The sequence below is a fragment of the Flavobacterium sp. EDS genome (assembly GCF_020991525.1).
GTDB lineage: Bacteria > Bacteroidota > Bacteroidia > Flavobacteriales > Flavobacteriaceae > Flavobacterium.
This window is the reverse complement of record NZ_JAJMOZ010000001.1, coordinates 213,450-231,468: the sequence shown is the minus strand read 5'-3', so window position 1 is coordinate 231,468 and position 18,019 is coordinate 213,450. Positions and strand designations below refer to the sequence as shown.

Sequence of the window (18,019 nt, the reverse complement as noted above, 5' to 3'; positions counted from 1 at the left end):
AACATCAACAAAAAAACGCTAAAACAAACAATCCTTTGAAAAATTATCATAAAAAAAAATCATTCTTTATTTTATTTGGATTAATACTAAACATTCATATAATTAGAAGCCAAGTCAACGACGTCAATACATACAACTGGTTTGACAATACAATTGGCAAAGAAAATTTAGACATAATCAATGGTGTCCCTCACACAAATCCTTACAAAACAGCTAAAGAGTCCATCAATTTATATTACATAAACACGTACGAATTAGGTAACCTTACTTATGACGGACAAATTTATTACAATGTAAATTTAAAATACGACATATTTAGAGACATTCTAGTACTTAGCCCTTCCGACCAAGCACAAAATATAGGAATTAACATTATCAAAAATAAAGTCAAATCATTCTCAATAAAAGATATAAACTTTGTTAATATCAACAATCAAAACAATAAAGATTTAAAATTATCAAACGGGTATTATGAGGAGAATAAACATCATCCTTATTTTACATTTTACATTAAACATTATAAAGATCAAAAAAAGATTACTAATGACGAAGGGATATTTTATTTATACAAAGAAAGTCCTTCTTATTTCATTGACCTCAAGAACACAGTATACCATATAAAATCCAAAAATGACTTAATCAAACTATTTCCTGAACAAAAGAAACAGATTAGCGAATTTTATTTAATGAACAGAGAACTTAAAAAAACAAACTCAAATCTATTCATGAGAAACTTGATGAAATACATTAACAACTCTCTTACAATTCAAACTATATAAGACAAATGAAAAGAATTATACTCGCCTTATTTATTTTATTTTCATTTCAATTATCTATAGCACAAAATTCTAATGAAAAACTATCTATTAATTTCAATGACGAAACTTTAGAAAATGCTTTAAAATCTATAGAATCATCTACCCCTTACAAATTTTATTTTGATCCAACTTGGATTAGATCTAATAATAAGCTTATAACCGGAACGTATACCGATATAAAAATCGATGATTTATTAGAGAAACTATTAAATAAAACTGAGTTAAATTTTATTGTTATAAAAAACAAAGTGATACTAACACTTAACAATACTATTCACGATGATTTACCAGCTAATTATTTTGCAGATACTCCAGTAACTAACGACAGGAACAATGGTGAAAACAACTCCAATAATCCCGTATTTTATCAACAATATGACACCTTAAATAATTATAGTGTTACAAAAAAAGCATCAATCGTTTTTATAGGAAAGGAAAACAAAGAGGTAACGAAAAAAAACTTTGTTGTATCAGGTACTATAAAGAATGAAGAGACTGGTAAACCTGAAGCAAATATTTTTATCAAAGTAAAAAATAAAAACATTAGTACCTCAAGCAATCCAGACGGATACTATAGCTTACAACTTCCAAGAGGGATAAATATTATTGAAATAAAATCATTAAGCCACAAAGAAATTGTAAAAACTTTAATGGTTTATGAGGATGGTGTATTTGATGTTAATATCAATGAAAAATCAAACCAACTAGATGAAATCGTTATTAAGAAGAAAGGTAAAAAGACAATTGAAACAACTGTTTCTGGTTTAGTTTCTATTGACATTGAAGGAATAAAAAATGTTCCTTTAATTCTTGGAGAACGAGACATCTTAAAAGTTGCAACTACATTTCCGGGCGTTAAAACTACAGGAGAAGGATCTGCAGGGTTTAACGTTAGAGGAGGAAAAGATGACCAAAATTTAATTCTTTTAGACAATGCTGTCTTATATAATCCACAACACTTTTTAGGCTTTTTCTCAGCGATAAATCCTTACACAGCAAAAAAAGCAGATATTTACAAAGGAAGTATTCCTGCTGATTTTGGAGGCCGTTTGTCATCTGTATTTGACATTACAACAAAGAATGGTAATCTAGAGAAATTTTCTGGAGAAGGAGCTGTAGGCCCTATCACATCAAATCTTACCATTAGCACTCCAATTAAAAAAAACAAATCCAGTATCATTTTTGGAGTTCGTGCAACATATTCTGATTGGATTTTGAAGTCTTTAGATGATGAAAATCTAAAAAACAGCCAAGCAGGTTTTTACGATGGTATTCTAAAATACAATAACAACATAAACAAAAACAACTCGATTGAAGCTACTTTGTACTATAGTCATGACCGTTTTAGCTTAAGCTCTGACTCTATTTACAAATACAGTAACAGACTCGCTTCGGTAAAATGGGATCATACTTTCAACGAAAAAAGTAAAGGAGCATTAATATTTACCAATAGCGAATACAAATTTAATATTGACTATAACACAGAAAACATCAATTCATTTGATTTTGGCTACAAAGTAAATGAATCTCAGTTACAGTTAAAAATGAACTATCAACTTAATAAAAAGCACAATTTATCATATGGTGTTGCTAGTAAACTGTACAATATTTCACCCGGATATCAACATCCTACAAATCCAGAAGCAACTCTAGTACCTATAGAAATTGCAAAAGAAAGAGCGCTAGAGTCAGCAATTTATTTAGCAGACAGCTATAAATTAAGCGACAAACTATTGATTGATTTAGGATTGCGATACTCGTTTTATGCTTCACTAGGCCCCTCAGATGTAAACAAATATCAGCCTGGATTACCTTTAAGCGATGAAACACTTATTGGGACAGAAAAATATTCGAATAACGAAGTTATAAAAACTTACGGAGGCCTAGAACCTCGTTTAGCAGCACGTTATTTTATTACTGAAGATTTATCAGTAAAGGCTGGATACGATTTTACTAGGCAATATATTCATCTTTTATCTAGTAATGTAACACAATCACCAACTGATACTTGGAAATTATCCGACTCAAATGTAGCACCTCAAAGCGCACAGCAAGTTTCTTTAGGTCTTTTCAAAACTTTAAAAGATGAAGAATATGAAATAAGCCTTGAAGGGTATTATAAAACATCTAAAAACATTCTTGATTATAAGGTTGGAGCACAGCTTTTATTAAATCAAAAAGTTGAAACTGAATTATTGCAAGGAGAAGGAAAAGCCTATGGAATAGAGTTATTACTAAAGAAAACGACAGGAAGATTAAACGGATGGGTTGGCTATACTTATTCTAAATCGCTTATTAAACTTGATAGCAAATTTAGTTCTGAAACGGTAAACAACGGAAACTTTTTCCCTTCAAATTTTGACAAACCACATGATTTAAGTGCGATCTTAAATTACAAATTCACAAAACGTTATAGCTTATCAACCAATTTCTTATACCAAACTGGAAGACCAATTACTTATCCAATTGGAACTTTTAACTATGGAAATGCTGAATACACACTTTATAGCGACAGAAATGCATATAGAATACCAGATTATATCCGTTTAGATATCGGAATCAACATTGAAGGAAACCATAAAATAAAAAAACTAGCTCATAGCTTCTGGAATATTTCTATTTATAACGTTTTAGGCAGAAACAATCCTTATTCTATTTATTTTGTTACTGATAAAAATGGATCAGTAAAAGGGTATAAATCATCGATTTTTTCAATACCTGTTCCTAGCATCACTTATAATTTTAAATTTTAAATATCAATCTAAATGGATTCAAAAGTCATGAAAACCATCTATCAAAATAAAATATGCTTTATTCTACTACTAAGCTTAATTATAAGTAGTTGCACAGAGTCGTTTAACCTTCAAAGCGATACTTACGAAGAAGCTTTAGTAGTTGAAGCAACTATTACAAATGAATTAAAAAAACAAGAAATAAAACTCACAAAGACTTCACGATTAGAAGAAGATGGATTAAAGATTGAAACTGGTGCAAATGTCACTGTATTTGACAATAAAGGAAATACATTTCAATTCAAGGAAGAATCAGGAAAATACATTTCTGAAACTGAATTTAAAGCTGATCCAAAAACAGAATACACACTTGAGATTACCACCTCTAACGGGAAGAAATATAAATCTTCAAATGAAGTTTTAACTACCGAGAATGAAATTGAAAACATAATACCTACTGTTGTAACCGACAGCAAAGAAGGTAGAGGAGTTCAAATAAAAGTACACAGCTACGACCCTGCTAATACCTCAAAATATTACAGATACGAATACGAAGAAACATACAAGATTATTGCTCCACGTTGGACGGGCAGTAAGCTTATACTTACAGGTCCTGAATCTATAGATGTCGTCAAAAATTCAACAGACACTAGAATATGTTATAGTACAAAAACATCTAATGACATTATTTTAACATCGACTGCAAATTTACAAGAAGACCGTGTGAATTATCAAATTCGCTTTATTAGTGATCAAAACTATATTATTAGCCATCGTTACAGTATACTTGTAAGACAGTATGTTCAAAACTTACAATCTTATACATTTCGAAAAACAATGAAAGACATATCAAGTTCTTCTAGTATTTTGTCCCCAAAACAACCTGGTTTTATTAATGGAAATATCAAATGTACATCTAATATCGATGAAAAAGCAATCGGCTTTTTTGAAGTGTCATCTGTTTCTTCAAAAAGGATATTTTTTAATTATTCTGATTTATTCCCTGGTGAACTATTACCCCCTTATATCACAGATTGCGATATCGAGGAATATAAATTTTGTTTTGGTATAAGCGCCCCTATCCCTTGTCGAGGCGATGTTTTAATAGATCGTATTAGTGCAAACAAAATATCTTATTTATACAACACAGACAGGATTCTTTATTATGCCACAAACATAGAATGTGGAGACTGCACATCATTTTCATCTAACGTAATACCTTCGTTTTGGACAAATTAAAAAAAATCATTTTATTATTAGTATTTATTAAAATACAAATAATAACAGCACAAGCGCCACAAATCATCAATTTAGATGAAACCATTTTTATTCACACAAATGGTTCATCGTTTGTGTCTGGAGAAACCTTACAGTATAAAATTTACTGCCTAAAATCGACTGACAAGATTCCTAGCAACATAAGCAAAATTGCTTATGTTGAGTTAGTAGATAATGATAAGAAATCCGTTTTTAAAACAAAAATTGCATTAGAAAATGCAACTGGACAAGGGGATTATTTTATCCCTACCACTTTAAAAACTGGAAATTACAAACTAATTGGCTACACAAATTGGATGTTAAACAAACCTATTTCAGAGCTATTCCAATTAGACATTAACATTGTTAATCCGTACAAAGTTGTAGATAAGAAAACAACTGAGAATAGCCTAATAGCTTCATCAAAAAATAATACTGAAGATTCATCGACTAGTATTACAAATGAAAACATTGCCTTTAAATTCAATAAAAAAACGTTTACAAATCGTGAATTAGTAGATTTGAAAATCGAATCTGAAAATACCATTCTCAAAGATGGTGAGTACTCTTTATCAGTTCGAAAACTTGACAATATACCAGCAAACGATCAAATTTCTGCTGTAGATTTTTCTTCTAAACAATCATACCCACTAGTTTTTGATTTACAAAATCAAGATAAAAAAATAATCCTACCTGAAATTAGAGGAGAAATCATTTCTGGAAAAATTTTAGCAAAAAACAGCACTGACAACACCAATAACATAGCAGTTGGATTATCAATACCTGGAAAATCTTTTGCATTTAAAATTGTAAAAACAGATTCTAATGGTAATTTTATTTTCTATGTAAACAAAACGTATTATACACCAGACGTTATTATTCAGATCATTGATGATAAAGCTAGTAATTACGATCTAAAAATAAACAATGCTCCAGAAATAGATTATTCAAATTTATCTTTTAATCCAAATGCTACTTTATCATATTCCATAAAAGAAAGTCTTTTGGACAGATCTATTTCTGCCCAGATTGAAAATGCATATTATCATAAAAAGTTAGACAACATAATAAAAACGCCAACATTAGAACCTTTTTATTTCCCTCTTGCAAAAGAATATGTATTAGATGATTTTACTAGATTCAGAACACTAAAAGAAACAATGACTGAAATTGCTACAGAAATATATCATAAACAAAAAGGAGACAAAACCTATCTATATGTTTCTGATCCACTTTATTTCCCACAGTTACCTGAATCTGCTTTAGTTCTAGTTGATGGTTTATACTTAGAGAATCAAAATGAACTGATGACATACAACATGAAAAATATTTATAAAATTGATGTCGTTATTGGAAGATATTATATGGGCCCAAAATCTTTTAATGGATTAATTAATTTTACAACATTCGATAAAGATTTCAAAAGCAACCAAACAGGAAGTTATATTGTAAAAGCCTCAGTTTTGAGACCACAGCCCAAAAAAACATACAACAACATAACTTATGCTGATTCAGCAGATAACGAACGTATCCCAGACTTCAGAAATCAATTGTTTTGGAATCCTGATGTGAAACTAAATACTGATAGTAATAATTCATTTTATACATCTGACATTTCTGGAACGTTTGAAGTAAGACTTGAAGGTTTTACTAAAACTGGAACTCCAATTTCATTAAAAGAAATCATTGAAGTAAAAAATTCTTTATAACCGCATTTAGTATTCTAATTTAAATACGATAGAAAAAGAGATTCTTATCAGATTTAAGTGTCTAGTAAACCCCAATTCATTTATTTGAATTGGGGTTTTTCGTGTAAAAAAAGCAAATTATACTTAAATAAGGGACTCGATTTTAGATAAATAAAACTAAAACTGCTAGTACAAAACTAATAATAAGCATAATATCCTCATACCCTTTTACATAATTGGCTCTTTTATCAAAAACATAATTATATATGTAATTACTAAGCTTTCCGAATGATTTAAGCTGCTATCTTATGGTTTCCTAAAAAACCTTGTTACTTCATTGTCACAATCATTTTTCACTCACTTGATTTTTAACCATTTAAAACCCCAGATTACACGATCCATTAGGAACACCCTCCTTTTATTAGTATATTTGGGTTATAGCCATCAATAGAATATAATTCTATAACAGCTGTTTTTAAAAAACTTTGGTCTCATTTTCTCAGAATAAATTCTAATTCTGCATAAATTGTTTTTTGTTAATTTAGAGTAATCCCCCTTACTTATTAAAACAAAAAACTACAGACACAAGTCTTTTATCCCATTATTTAACGATTACAATTATATTCAATTACTGCGGTTTTCATTGCGGTAACAACTTTTTTGCAATCTAAATTATTGTAATTTTTTTACAACTCCATATGCATAGCATTATGTACACTTTTAAAAATTGAGAAGAGAAAATATGAGACAACTTAAAATTACCAAGCAAGTAACCAATCGAGAGACTGCTTCATTAGACAAATATTTACAGGAAATTGGAAAAGTTAACCTAATTACCGCTGAAGAAGAAGTAGAATTAGCACAGAGGATTAAAACCGGTGATCATCATGCATTAGAAAAATTAACAAAAGCCAACTTGCGTTTTGTCGTTTCGGTAGCAAAACAGTATCAAAATCAAGGCTTAACACTTCCTGATTTAATAAACGAAGGAAATTTAGGTTTAATCAAAGCAGGACAGCGTTTTGATGAAACACGCGGTTTCAAATTTATATCCTATGCAGTTTGGTGGATTCGACAAGCAATTCTTCAAGCATTAGCGGAACAATCTCGTATTGTTCGTTTGCCACTAAATAAAATTGGTTCTATCAATAAAATCAACAAAATGTATGCAATATTAGAACAAACTAATGAGCGTGCACCGTCTGTCGAAGAAATTGCAAAAGAACTAGATATGACAATACATGACGTAAAGGACTCTATGAAAAACTCGGGCCGTCACTTGTCAATGGACGCTCCTCTTGTTGATGGAGAAGATTCCAATCTTTACGACGTATTACGTTCTGATGAATCTCCAAATCCAGATAAAAAATTAATCCACGAATCATTGAGCACCGAAATAGAACGCTCATTAGACACTCTAACTCCAAGAGAGGCAGATGTTGTTCGTTTGTACTTTGGTCTTGGAAATCAAAACCCAATGACATTAGAAGAAATTGGAGGAACCTTTGATTTAACCCGTGAGCGTGTACGCCAGATTAGAGAAAAAGCAATCCGTAGATTAAAACATTCTTCAAGATGTAAAATTCTTAAAACTTATTTGGGGTAATACAATTTAGTTTAAAGTTTCATGTTGTTTGGAGTAACCTGAAACTTTTTTTAACTCAAACAACAGTTTGACTGACTATTCGTTTTTTGATTGATGATTGAAACTCCGGCTGATTACTGGAGTTTTATTCTTTTTTTTTAGAACTAATTTAACCCGTAGATTAATTATTCTAAAATATTTTTAATTTAATTGTAACTTTTTTGCAACTCTATACGTATAACAACTGTACACTTAAAAATTGAGGAGACAAAAACATGAGACAACTTAAAATCACCAAGCAGGTAACCAATCGTGAGACTGCTTCATTAGACAAATATTTACAAGAAATTGGAAAAGTTGACCTAATTACCGCTGACGAAGAAGTAGAGTTAGCACAGAAGATTAAAGCCGGTGATCAAAGAGCATTAGAGAAATTAACAAAAGCCAATTTACGTTTCGTAGTATCAGTGGCAAAACAATATCAAAATCAAGGGTTAACACTTCCTGATTTAATAAACGAAGGAAATTTAGGTTTGATCAAAGCAGCACAACGTTTTGATGAAACACGTGGTTTCAAATTTATATCATACGCAGTTTGGTGGATTCGTCAATCGATTCTTCAAGCACTTGCAGAACAATCACGTATCGTTCGTTTACCGTTAAATAAAATTGGTTCTATCAATAAAATCAACAAGATGTATGCATTATTAGAGCAATCTAATGAGCGCCCACCGTCTGCTGAAGAAATTGCAAAAGAACTAGACATGACTGTTAATGACGTAAAAGAGTCTATGAAAAACTCTGGTCGTCACTTATCAATGGATGCACCTCTTGTAGAAGGAGAAGATTCAAACCTTTACGATGTATTACGTTCAGGTGAGTCACCAAACCCAGACAGAGAGTTAATTCACGAATCATTACGTACAGAAATCGAACGTTCATTAGAAACATTAACTCCAAGAGAGGCAGATGTAGTTCGTTTATACTTTGGTCTTGGAGACCAACACCCAATGACTCTAGAAGAAATTGGAGAAACTTTCGACTTAACTCGTGAGCGTGTACGTCAGATTAAAGAAAAAGCAATCCGTAGATTAAAACATACTTCAAGAAGTAAAATTCTTAAAACTTACTTAGGATAATAATATATATTTTCAGATTTAAGATTTCAAGTTGCTTTGAGTAACCTGAAAGTTTAAACTTGAAATGTTTTTAACGCAAACAACAGTTTGATTGACTGTTCGTTTTTTGATTGATGATTGAAACTCCGGCTGATTACCGGAGTTTTATTTTTTTTGTACTAGCCCTACTGCATTTTATAATTGGGAGTGCCCTTCCGTAAAAACTACAGGTCAGGCTTTCGTACTCGCTTTTTTTAAATAATTACACTGCGTTACATCATTAAAAAAAGAGCTCAAACAAATACTCAATCCTTCACGCAAAACACCTTCTATCTTCAAAAAATAATTTTCTTCACTAACTTAGTATAAAAGCTTGTGAACTTTGCGGTTAAAATTTTACTTTTGCAAAAACAACACAACTACACAATGAAAAATACACTAATAGCACCATCAGTTCTTGCAGCCGATTTTGCAAACTTACAACGTGATATCGAAATGATTAACAACAGTCAAGCCGACTGGTTTCATATTGACATTATGGATGGCGTTTTTGTTCCAAACATTTCTTTTGGAATGCCAGTTTTAGAAGCAATTAACAAACATGCTAAAAAAACCATCGATGTTCACTTAATGATCATTGATCCTGATCGATACATTAAAACTTTTGCAGACTTAGGAGCTAATATATTAAGCGTGCATTATGAAGCTTGTACACATCTTCACAGAACCTTACAAGCCATAAAAGCTGAAGGCATGAAAGCTGGAGTAGCGATAAATCCACATACAAACATTGACTTATTAGAAGATATTATAAACGACATTGATTTGGTTTGCATCATGAGTGTAAATCCTGGTTTTGGTGGACAATCATTTATCGAAAATACCTACGCTAAAGTAAAAAAACTAAAAGATTTAATTACTAGAAAAAAAGCATCAACTATTATAGAAATCGATGGTGGTGTAACCAATAAAAATGCAAAACAATTGGTAGAAGCTGGAGCTGATGTTCTAGTAGCTGGAAGTTTTGTTTTTAAAGCAGAAAATCCAACTGCAACAATTGCCGATTTAAAAGCACTGACTTCTTTTTAAATTTTCAAAAACAAATAAAAATACAAAAGCCGAAGATAAAATCTCTTCGGCTTTTGTATGAATTTACTTGGCGTTGTGAATTAGTAGGAAATTTTTCTTCTCTCAATCAAGATTTTCCTGAGCTTGCAACCTTAGATTCTTCAGGGAAAATTGTACATGACGCTCTTGCTCATGGCTTTGACCTAGTCTTATTATATGGAGGTTTTGGTGTATGGATTTTAGCATTAATGAGTTATAAACTTTTCAATCCTAGGAATAGTGACAGATAACTTAATCTGCCTTTTTGTTACCCCAAAAAGGATTAGAATCAAGCCTCCATATGTAGGCAATCTGAAAATTTCCAGAGGACAATCCTATGTTACTAGTATTATTATCAGAAAATGAAGAAAAGATAAGATTATTAACATAGGATAAGCCTAGCGACCATTTTTCTTTATTATATCCTATTGCAACTCTTGGAAAGAATGTAGGATAGACTTCTATCTTTTTTTTACCAAAATCATTTATTTTTTCAGTCCCAAAATTAACTCCCATTGTTGCTGAACCACTAGCAAACCACTTTTCATTAATCGCCCAAGTATAAGCATAACCTCCACTTACACCAAACTGAAAATTCCGTAATGAGTTCTTATCCTTGTGTACAAAAGAACTATCTGAATCTATTTTTGTAAAATAAATTCCACCTCCAAGGAGAAAACTTCCTGCGGTTTTTAATTGCCTTTCATTTTGATTAAAAGCTGCTTTATAAGAGAATTTCTTGTTATTAAAAACATACTGCCCAAATGCTCCATATTGCTGAATTTTTAAATCTGGGTATAGCTGTATGTTTTTATCATTATCATCAGCAGTATAAAATCCACGATACTTTTGAACAAAAAGGTCAATTATAAACTTTCGCCCATAATTATGAATTTGAAAATCTAATGCTTTCGTTTTCCCTTTATCTTTATCCTTCATAAAATTTAAGCCGTATCCATAACTTAAATTAATTATAGTGTTATTTACAGACACTCCAAAACCTAAATTCATTGGTGTATTTGGCATAAATTTCTTTGTCTCGCCTCCTATGTTTTGTTCCATAGAAATAAACTTCATCGACTGATATATTCGAATAGAAAGATGATTTTCAAATGGTTTAATATAAGAAGTATCAACCTTAACCTGAGCTTGACTAAAATAAGGAAGAATAAATAAAAGTAAAAAATAAAAATATGTTTTCATTATGCTATAAAACGGAATTTATTGCCCCTTATTATTACGCAAAAGTATTCTTTAGAAAATATAAAAACTACACCTCTTAATTAAATCATATATCTTTTATACATACTTTAAATATGTGATTTCTGCGAATTAAACACTGCAATAATTTAATAAATGAATTCAACTTTACTCAAAAAACAGCTTATCATTATACTTTTATAATTTATTGAACTCGTTTTATTTTCATATTACAATTAAATTAGCATCTTAAATACTTACATTATGATTAAATCAATAATTCTATTATTTTTTTGTCTTCTATTAACCAGTTGTGATCCAATAAGAAATCTTAATTTCATAAACAAAACCGATTCAGATGTTAAAATTAAAATCAATCTAAATCCAGAAGCTAAAAGTTACACTTCGAGTGTTATAAAAGACAAATCAAATGGAGATTCCATTGTATTTAATTTAAAACAAAATAATACTATCGGAATATTTTTTGGAGTTGGAGTTTGGTCAGATCCTGTAATTGAAGAATTTGCAAATTCAGTATATAATATTGAATTCGACACTAAAGATGTCAAAACTATTTATAAAACTCCAGAGTCTGTAAAAAAACTCTTAAAAGACAACAAACATGGTTTTTTACACAAACATCGAGTCGACATAGATATTAATTAATAAATTACACACTTCTATAAAAGTATAAATCAGTATTATTATGTCTTGCATTATTTTAAAAAAGGAAGTTAACAAAACTATTTATTCCTAAATGTTTCCAGAAATCCAGTTTTATTTTGATTGGTATTCATACTTTTGAATTACATAAAACAGAGAGAACATGAAAATTTTAATAATAGAAGATGAGGCTGGTTTACGTGAAGTGGTACAACAATCACTTGAAAAAGAAAAATATATTGTCGAAACGGCATATGATTATATTTCTGGATTAGACAAACTAGGCGCATATGATTACGATTGTATTCTAATTGATATCATGCTACCAAACGGGAATGGCCTTGACTTACTTCTGGAAGTAAAAAGACAAAAAAAACAAAGTGCAGTTATTATTATTTCAGCAAAAGATGCTGTTGATGATAAAGTAAAAGGTTTAAACTTAGGAGCTGATGATTATTTAAGTAAGCCTTTTCATTTGTCAGAATTACATGCACGAATAAAATCAGCTATTCGCAGAAATAATTATAATGGAGATAATTTTATTACTTGGAAGAACGTAACTCTTTGCCCTGAACAACGAACCGTTACCATAGATAATAATGAACTAATCTTAAACAGAAAAGAATTTGACTTACTCTACTATTTTATAATAAATCCAAACCGATTAATTAATAAAACTGCGATAGCCGAATATGTTTGGGGCGACCACACCGATCAGGCAGACAATTTAGATTTTGTATATTCACAAATTAAAAATTTGCGAAAAAAACTAAAAGACAGTAATGCCGAAATTGATATTCAAGCAGTTTACGGAATTGGATACAAAATGAATTAATGAAATTACAAAATTATACCCTTCGTTATCTGGCACTTACGCTTCTTATTGTAATCCCAATCTGGGCAGGGATTTTTTATATGCTGATTTTAGATGAAGTACATGATAATATCGATGATGATTTAAAAAACTCTAAGATTATTATTATCCGTCACACTTTTGCCGACAAAAAATTATTAAATTCTCCAGAATTTGGTATCAACAAGTTTACTATAAAACCATTACCAAAAGGTAATTATTCTCGAAAAGATGAGTTTTCTACTTCTAAGGAATTCATGGAATATGATAATGATAACGAACCTATCAGGACATTAAAAACTATATTTAATGATGATAAAGGCAATCCTCATGAACTAATTATAAAAGCATCAATCGTTGAAGAAGATGAATTACTAGAAGATTTACTGCTTGCTTTAATTGGTTTATATGTTATGCTCGTAATTAGTATATTGGCAGTAAACCACTTGTTGTTAAAAAAAATATGGAAATCGTTTCATATCATTTTAGATAATCTTAAAGAAATTAAATTAGGAACTGGCAGCCGATTAAAACCTATAAATTCTCCTATCGATGAATTCAATATCTTAGCAAAAGAAGTAGAAAAAATGCTAAATCGCAATGAAACAATTTATTCTAGTCAAAAACAATTTATAGAGAATGCTTCTCATGAACTACAAACACCACTAGCAATTAGCATTAACAAACTCGAGTTATTTGCCGAAAATACCGTTCTTCCTGATGAACAAATGATGGAAATAGGAAAAATAACCGATACCTTAACTCGCTTAACAAGGTTGAATAAATCGTTATTAATGTTATCCAAAATAGAGAATCAACAGTATTCGGAAGAAGAAAATGTTAACTTTAATGAACTCATTTTATTACTAATTGACGACTACACAGATTTGGCTGATTTCAAAAAAGTAAAAATAACAGTCGTAGAAAATGATTCGTTATATTTTATGATGAACAAAGGATTGGCAATTGCATTGATTAGTAATTTATTAAAAAATGCCATAATACATAATCATCCAGATGGTTTTGTGAATTTCATAATAAATAAGAATGACATCATAATTTCGAACACTGGAAATAATCCTCCTTTAAATTCTGAATTAATTTTCGGAAGATTCTATCGCCATACCACAACAAATGAATCTACTGGTTTAGGTTTATCTATTGTAAAATCAATCATAAATAACTATTCGATTACTATAGAATATTCATTTACGGGAAATCATCAATTCAAAATCAACTTTCCTAAAAAGTAGTCTTTTTTCTATGTTTTTCCTAATTGTTTCCAAATTCTAGTTGTACACTTGCATTAGAATTAAAAATAAATAATTATGAAAACTAAATTAAACTTGGCTATGTGCCTAATAGCAGGATTAGCATTTGGACTTTCTGCAAATGCACAAAAAACAGTAATCACTAAAACTGCACTACCTGCAAATGCTCAATCTTTTTTAAAAACCCATTTTGCAGGACAAGAGCCTACTTATATAATTGAGGACAAAGAAATGTTCTCTAAAGACTACAAAGTTCAGTTTGCTAATAATTTAGAAGTTGAATTTGATGGAAAAGGAAATTGGGAAGAAGTAGATGGAAATCATCAGGCTATTCCTATATCTGTAATTCCAAAAAAAATTGTATCTTACATAAATACCAATTTTGCCAATACAACAATAACCAAAATTGACAAAGGTACTTGGGGTTACGAAGTAAACTTAAGTAACGGTTTAGAGCTAGAATTTAACTCTAAAGGTAATTTTATAAGAATCGATAATTAAGAATCAATAATTTAATACTTTAATCATGAAAAAAATAATCTTATCAGGCTTTATTGCTTTAACGCTTTTATTCTCAGCAACATCTTGTAGTAGTGATGATGATAATGATAATGACTACGAATCTGTAATTAGCGCTAAAGACTTACCTCAACCAGCAACAACATTTGTTACCTCATATTTCCCTACTGCTACTTATAAACTAATAAAAAAGCAAAACATTCCTGATTCTGATGGTTCTGTATATGATGTTTTATTGAGTAATAATTTTGAAATTGATTTTGATATAAACGGAAAATGGGTTGATATCGATGGAAATAACCAAGCAATTCCTGTTGAATTAATTCCTGAAAAAATCAATACTTATGTAAAGGAAAATTATCCTAATCAATCTGTAACAGCTATAGACAACGAAAAAACTCATATCGAAATAGAACTTTCTAATAATCTGGAACTTGTATTTGATCTTGAAGGAAATTTTATCCGAATAGATAAATAAAGATTTGATTAAAAGCAAAATACCGCCTCATGGTTAGAGGCGGTATTTATTTACCAACAAAAAATTAAAAACTAAAAAACATTTTTTATAGGCTTTATTATTTTTATTTATAAATTAAGTACTGCTTTCTCATTTTTTTAAAGGCTTGTAAACCTTCTTTCCAACTATTTCTTATCTCTTCTTCGGAGGTTCCTGCTTCTATCTGCTGTTGTAATTTTTCATTTCCTGCTCGTATTGAGAACTTTCTTTTATCAAAAAATTTAGATTTATCCGATGTTATTTGGTATGCTTTAATCAACCATTTGATTTCTAGTTTATCTATTTTAGGTATTGCCGATAAATCCTCTCCATTACACTCTACTCCATTATATAGAGGGTCTTTATCCCCAAAATTAGGCTTGGGAGTAAATGCAAAGTCACTTTTGGGCAAGTATGGAGATCCATAAATCTGAAATTGCTTTTCGGTTCCGCGTCCCATACTCACATTAGTTCCTTCAAAAAGACACAAACTAACATATAAATTAATCGATTGGTCGTTAGGCAAGTTTGGAGAAGGTCGTACAGGCAAACTATAACTCATACTTCTGTCATAATTTAAGCACGGAATAACCGTAAGTTCACATTGAATCCCATCTTTTAACCATTTTTCTCCATTAATCATTTTGGCTTCTTCACCCAGAGTCATTCCGTGAAGCAAAGGTGTTGGATGCATCCCAATCCCACTTTTAAAAACAATATCCAAAACTGGTCCATCTACAATACCAATATTTGGATTTGGCCGATCCATTACTATCAACGGGACATTATTCTCTGCACATGCTTCCATTATTCTGTGCATTGTAGAAACGTATGTGTATAACCTTGTCCCCACATCCTGTAAATCAAAAATCATGACATCAATTCCTTTTAATTGTTCTCCACTTGGTTTGTTGTTTTTTCCGTAAAGGGAAACAATCGACAAACCTGTTTTTGAATCGATTTCATCAGATACGTGTTCGCCTGCATCGGCTGTCCCTCGAAAGCCGTGCTCTGGTGCAAAAATGGTTTTTATCTTTACTTTTTTCTCAACCAAAAAATCAACAAGATGGGTTTTCTTGTCAATAATTCCTGTTTGATTGGTTACTATACCGATAGTCTTCCCTTTTAGTAAAGGCAAATATTCAGTATAATTTTCTGCTCCTGTCTTTATTTTTTGCGCAAAAGAAACAGTTGTAATTAGTACGCATATTATGGTTAGTTTTTTCATAGAGTTTATTTATTTTTTTGCTACTCCCGATAGCTATCGAGAGTAAAGGATTATTTTTTATCACTAATTTTTGCCTCTCGCAGATTTTGGAGATTTACATTATAATAAATTGTATCATGCAAATTTTACAGATTCTGGCAGATTTAATTTAAATTTTATAATCTGTGGCTAATCTTTCTTAATTATTTATTTGTTTCCAGATCTTCGGGCTAAAATCATCTTTATACATTAATTTATTGGTTCTGGTAGGATTTACGCGATTGGTAAGGATAATCAAAAACCTATCATTATTGGGATTTAAAAAGAAAAACGTTCCTGTAAATCCTGTATGCCCAAAATTGTTTTTCTCATAAAACTCATCTGGTTTTCGTTTATCAAAACCAAGTCCTCGATAAATTCCCTTTTTAGCAAGAGGTGATTTTGTAAACGTGGCAACTACCTTTGCTTTTAAAATTTGCTTTCCCTGATACTTTCCTTTATTAAGCAACATTTGGCATATTACCGAAATAGATTGTGCATTGGCAAATAATCCTGCATTTCCAGAAATCCCTCCTAAAATGGTTGCTGCTTCATCATGCACATACCCTTTAATCGTATCTTTTCTAAAAAAATTATCAATTTCTGTTGGTATCACATTTTGTTCTGAAGTCCATTTTAAAGGATTATATCCAATTTTTGAAATACCTAATTCATCATAAATTGCTTTTGCCAGTTGATCGAGTTTTAATCCTGTCTTTGTTTCCATCATTTGCTGTACAAGAATTAAGTTTAAATCGCTATATAGATACTTACCTCTAGGATTCGTATTGGCAACAGCTATTTTCTCATATACTGTTTTATAAAATTCAGGATTCAACCACATATTTTTATAGACTTGCACATAATTGTCTTTTGGTTTGAAAGAAAGGTATTTTGTATCATAAACTATATTCTTGTTTACATACATATTATCAAATAAATCAGGATAATTATCTGATTTTTGATTACTTAATAGCGGTAATCCATCTGAAGTAGAAAGTAAGCTTTGATAAAAAACAATCCCTGATTTTAATCCCGTAGTATGTGTCAGTAATTCAAAAAGGGTTAAATCGGAAATGGCTGTATTTTTGTACACGGAAACGACATCTCCCAATTTATCTTCTAACTTTATTTTATCTTCTCCTACCAAATGCATTGCTACTAGAGTTGCGCCTAAAACTTTAGACATAGAAGCTAGATCGTACACGTCCTCTATTTTTACTAATTCAGTTTTTGAATAATCATGATATCCATAATTTTTTAATATTAAAATAGAGTCTTTACTCCCCACAACAATTTGTGCTCCCGGAAAAAATTCTTTTTCGAGCGCATTATTTACCATCGAATCGATATAAATTTCATTTTGCTTTGTATCGAAAGACTTTTTTGAATTTTTTAGGGAATGGCAACTAATCCCTAAAAGGATCAAAAAAACAAGTACGATTCTAACTCCTATTTTTTTCATT

16 protein-coding genes are annotated in these 18,019 nt (G+C 30.5%); 13 read left to right on the top strand and 3 right to left on the bottom strand.

The features are described 5' to 3' along the window. The first annotated feature begins 35 nt into the window (after window positions 1-35). From LPB87_RS01015 to LPB87_RS00980, 8 genes are all read left to right on the top strand, one after another. On the top strand, window positions 36-779 hold the full coding sequence (locus tag LPB87_RS01015; RefSeq protein WP_230604451.1) for a hypothetical protein: 744 nt from the start codon (window positions 36-38) through the stop codon (window positions 777-779). Window positions 780-784: 5 nt separating this feature from the next. Then, window positions 785-3,571 (top strand): TonB-dependent receptor, encoded by a 2,787-nt coding sequence (locus LPB87_RS01010; protein ID WP_129537335.1) that lies wholly within the window; start codon window positions 785-787, stop codon window positions 3,569-3,571. Between the two features lie 12 nt (window positions 3,572-3,583). Further along, window positions 3,584-4,789, top strand: a complete 1,206-nt coding sequence (locus LPB87_RS01005; protein ID WP_129537334.1) for a DUF4249 domain-containing protein — start codon at window positions 3,584-3,586, stop codon at window positions 4,787-4,789. Further along, window positions 4,777-6,516 carry a hypothetical protein gene (locus LPB87_RS01000; protein WP_129537333.1) on the top strand — a complete coding sequence of 580 codons (1,740 nt, stop codon included), beginning with the start codon at window positions 4,777-4,779 and terminating at the stop codon, window positions 6,514-6,516. Before LPB87_RS01005 ends, LPB87_RS01000 begins: the two co-directional genes overlap by 13 nt. Window positions 6,517-7,237: 721 nt before the next feature. After that, complete coding sequence (locus tag LPB87_RS00995) at window positions 7,238-8,101, top strand: sigma-70 family RNA polymerase sigma factor (RefSeq protein WP_129537332.1); 864 nt, start codon at window positions 7,238-7,240, stop codon at window positions 8,099-8,101. 254 nt (window positions 8,102-8,355) lie between these two features. After that, window positions 8,356-9,219: a sigma-70 family RNA polymerase sigma factor gene (locus tag LPB87_RS00990; RefSeq protein WP_026707723.1), complete on the top strand. Its 864-nt coding sequence runs from the start codon at window positions 8,356-8,358 to the stop codon at window positions 9,217-9,219. 405 nt (window positions 9,220-9,624) lie between these two features. Further along, on the top strand, window positions 9,625-10,287 hold the full coding sequence (rpe, locus tag LPB87_RS00985) for a ribulose-phosphate 3-epimerase (RefSeq protein ID WP_230604450.1): 663 nt from the start codon (window positions 9,625-9,627) through the stop codon (window positions 10,285-10,287). A 53-nt stretch (window positions 10,288-10,340) separates the two neighbouring features. Further along, the gene (locus tag LPB87_RS00980; RefSeq protein WP_230604448.1) at window positions 10,341-10,556 is read left to right on the top strand and encodes a hypothetical protein; all 216 of its coding nucleotides are present in this window, start codon (window positions 10,341-10,343) and stop codon (window positions 10,554-10,556) included. Between the two features lies 1 nt (window position 10,557). Here LPB87_RS00980 and LPB87_RS00975 read toward each other — a convergent pair whose 3' ends face one another. Then, window positions 10,558-11,508 (bottom strand): DUF4421 family protein, encoded by a 951-nt coding sequence (locus LPB87_RS00975; RefSeq protein WP_129537327.1) that lies wholly within the window; start codon window positions 11,506-11,508, stop codon window positions 10,558-10,560. A gap of 261 nt (window positions 11,509-11,769) precedes the next feature. Here LPB87_RS00975 and LPB87_RS00970 point away from each other — a divergent pair, with 261 nt between their 5' ends. The 5 genes from LPB87_RS00970 (at window position 11,770) to LPB87_RS00950 (ending at window position 15,289) form a co-directional block, all read left to right on the top strand. Continuing rightward, window positions 11,770-12,171 (top strand): hypothetical protein, encoded by a 402-nt coding sequence (locus LPB87_RS00970; RefSeq protein WP_230604447.1) that lies wholly within the window; start codon window positions 11,770-11,772, stop codon window positions 12,169-12,171. A 160-nt stretch (window positions 12,172-12,331) separates the two neighbouring features. Further along, window positions 12,332-13,003 carry a response regulator transcription factor gene (locus LPB87_RS00965; protein ID WP_129537325.1) on the top strand — a complete coding sequence of 224 codons (672 nt, stop codon included), beginning with the start codon at window positions 12,332-12,334 and terminating at the stop codon, window positions 13,001-13,003. Next, the gene (locus LPB87_RS00960) at window positions 13,003-14,274 is read left to right on the top strand and encodes a HAMP domain-containing sensor histidine kinase (protein ID WP_129540996.1); all 1,272 of its coding nucleotides are present in this window, start codon (window positions 13,003-13,005) and stop codon (window positions 14,272-14,274) included. Before LPB87_RS00965 ends, LPB87_RS00960 begins: the two co-directional genes overlap by 1 nt. 75 nt (window positions 14,275-14,349) lie before the next feature. Then, window positions 14,350-14,793 (top strand): PepSY-like domain-containing protein, encoded by a 444-nt coding sequence (locus LPB87_RS00955; RefSeq protein ID WP_129540995.1) that lies wholly within the window; start codon window positions 14,350-14,352, stop codon window positions 14,791-14,793. 25 nt (window positions 14,794-14,818) lie between these two features. Next, window positions 14,819-15,289 (top strand): PepSY-like domain-containing protein, encoded by a 471-nt coding sequence (locus LPB87_RS00950; protein WP_129540994.1) that lies wholly within the window; start codon window positions 14,819-14,821, stop codon window positions 15,287-15,289. Window positions 15,290-15,392: 103 nt separating this feature from the next. Here the strand turns inward: LPB87_RS00950 and LPB87_RS00945 are convergent, their stop codons facing one another. Together LPB87_RS00945 and LPB87_RS00940 are read right to left on the bottom strand one after the other, a co-directional pair. Beyond that, window positions 15,393-16,535: a DUF1343 domain-containing protein gene (locus LPB87_RS00945; RefSeq protein WP_129540993.1), complete on the bottom strand. Its 1,143-nt coding sequence runs from the start codon at window positions 16,533-16,535 to the stop codon at window positions 15,393-15,395. Between the two features lie 178 nt (window positions 16,536-16,713). Beyond that, the gene (locus LPB87_RS00940) at window positions 16,714-18,018 is read right to left on the bottom strand and encodes a serine hydrolase (protein WP_230604445.1); all 1,305 of its coding nucleotides are present in this window, start codon (window positions 18,016-18,018) and stop codon (window positions 16,714-16,716) included. Between the last annotated feature and the right edge of the window lies 1 nt (window position 18,019).

Excerpts from the sequence above, each read along its gene's own strand:
- LPB87_RS00995 (WP_129537332.1), top strand. The coding sequence starts at position 7,238 with ATGAGACAACTTAAAATTACCAAGCAAGTAACCAATCGAGAGACTGCT.
- rpe (WP_230604450.1), top strand. The coding sequence starts at position 9,625 with ATGAAAAATACACTAATAGCACCATCAGTTCTTGCAGCCGATTTTGCA.
- LPB87_RS00955 (WP_129540995.1), top strand. The coding sequence starts at position 14,350 with ATGAAAACTAAATTAAACTTGGCTATGTGCCTAATAGCAGGATTAGCA.
- LPB87_RS00950 (WP_129540994.1), top strand. The coding sequence starts at position 14,819 with ATGAAAAAAATAATCTTATCAGGCTTTATTGCTTTAACGCTTTTATTC.
- LPB87_RS01010 (WP_129537335.1), top strand. The coding sequence starts at position 785 with ATGAAAAGAATTATACTCGCCTTATTTATTTTATTTTCATTTCAATTA.
- LPB87_RS00940 (WP_230604445.1), bottom strand. The coding sequence starts at position 18,018 with ATGAAAAAAATAGGAGTTAGAATCGTACTTGTTTTTTTGATCCTTTTA.
- LPB87_RS00975 (WP_129537327.1), bottom strand. The coding sequence starts at position 11,508 with ATGAAAACATATTTTTATTTTTTACTTTTATTTATTCTTCCTTATTTT.
- LPB87_RS00990 (WP_026707723.1), top strand. The coding sequence starts at position 8,356 with ATGAGACAACTTAAAATCACCAAGCAGGTAACCAATCGTGAGACTGCT.
- LPB87_RS00970 (WP_230604447.1), top strand. The coding sequence starts at position 11,770 with ATGATTAAATCAATAATTCTATTATTTTTTTGTCTTCTATTAACCAGT.
- LPB87_RS01005 (WP_129537334.1), top strand. The coding sequence starts at position 3,584 with ATGGATTCAAAAGTCATGAAAACCATCTATCAAAATAAAATATGCTTT.
- LPB87_RS00960 (WP_129540996.1), top strand. The coding sequence starts at position 13,003 with ATGAAATTACAAAATTATACCCTTCGTTATCTGGCACTTACGCTTCTT.
- LPB87_RS00965 (WP_129537325.1), top strand. The coding sequence starts at position 12,332 with ATGAAAATTTTAATAATAGAAGATGAGGCTGGTTTACGTGAAGTGGTA.
- LPB87_RS00945 (WP_129540993.1), bottom strand. The coding sequence starts at position 16,535 with ATGAAAAAACTAACCATAATATGCGTACTAATTACAACTGTTTCTTTT.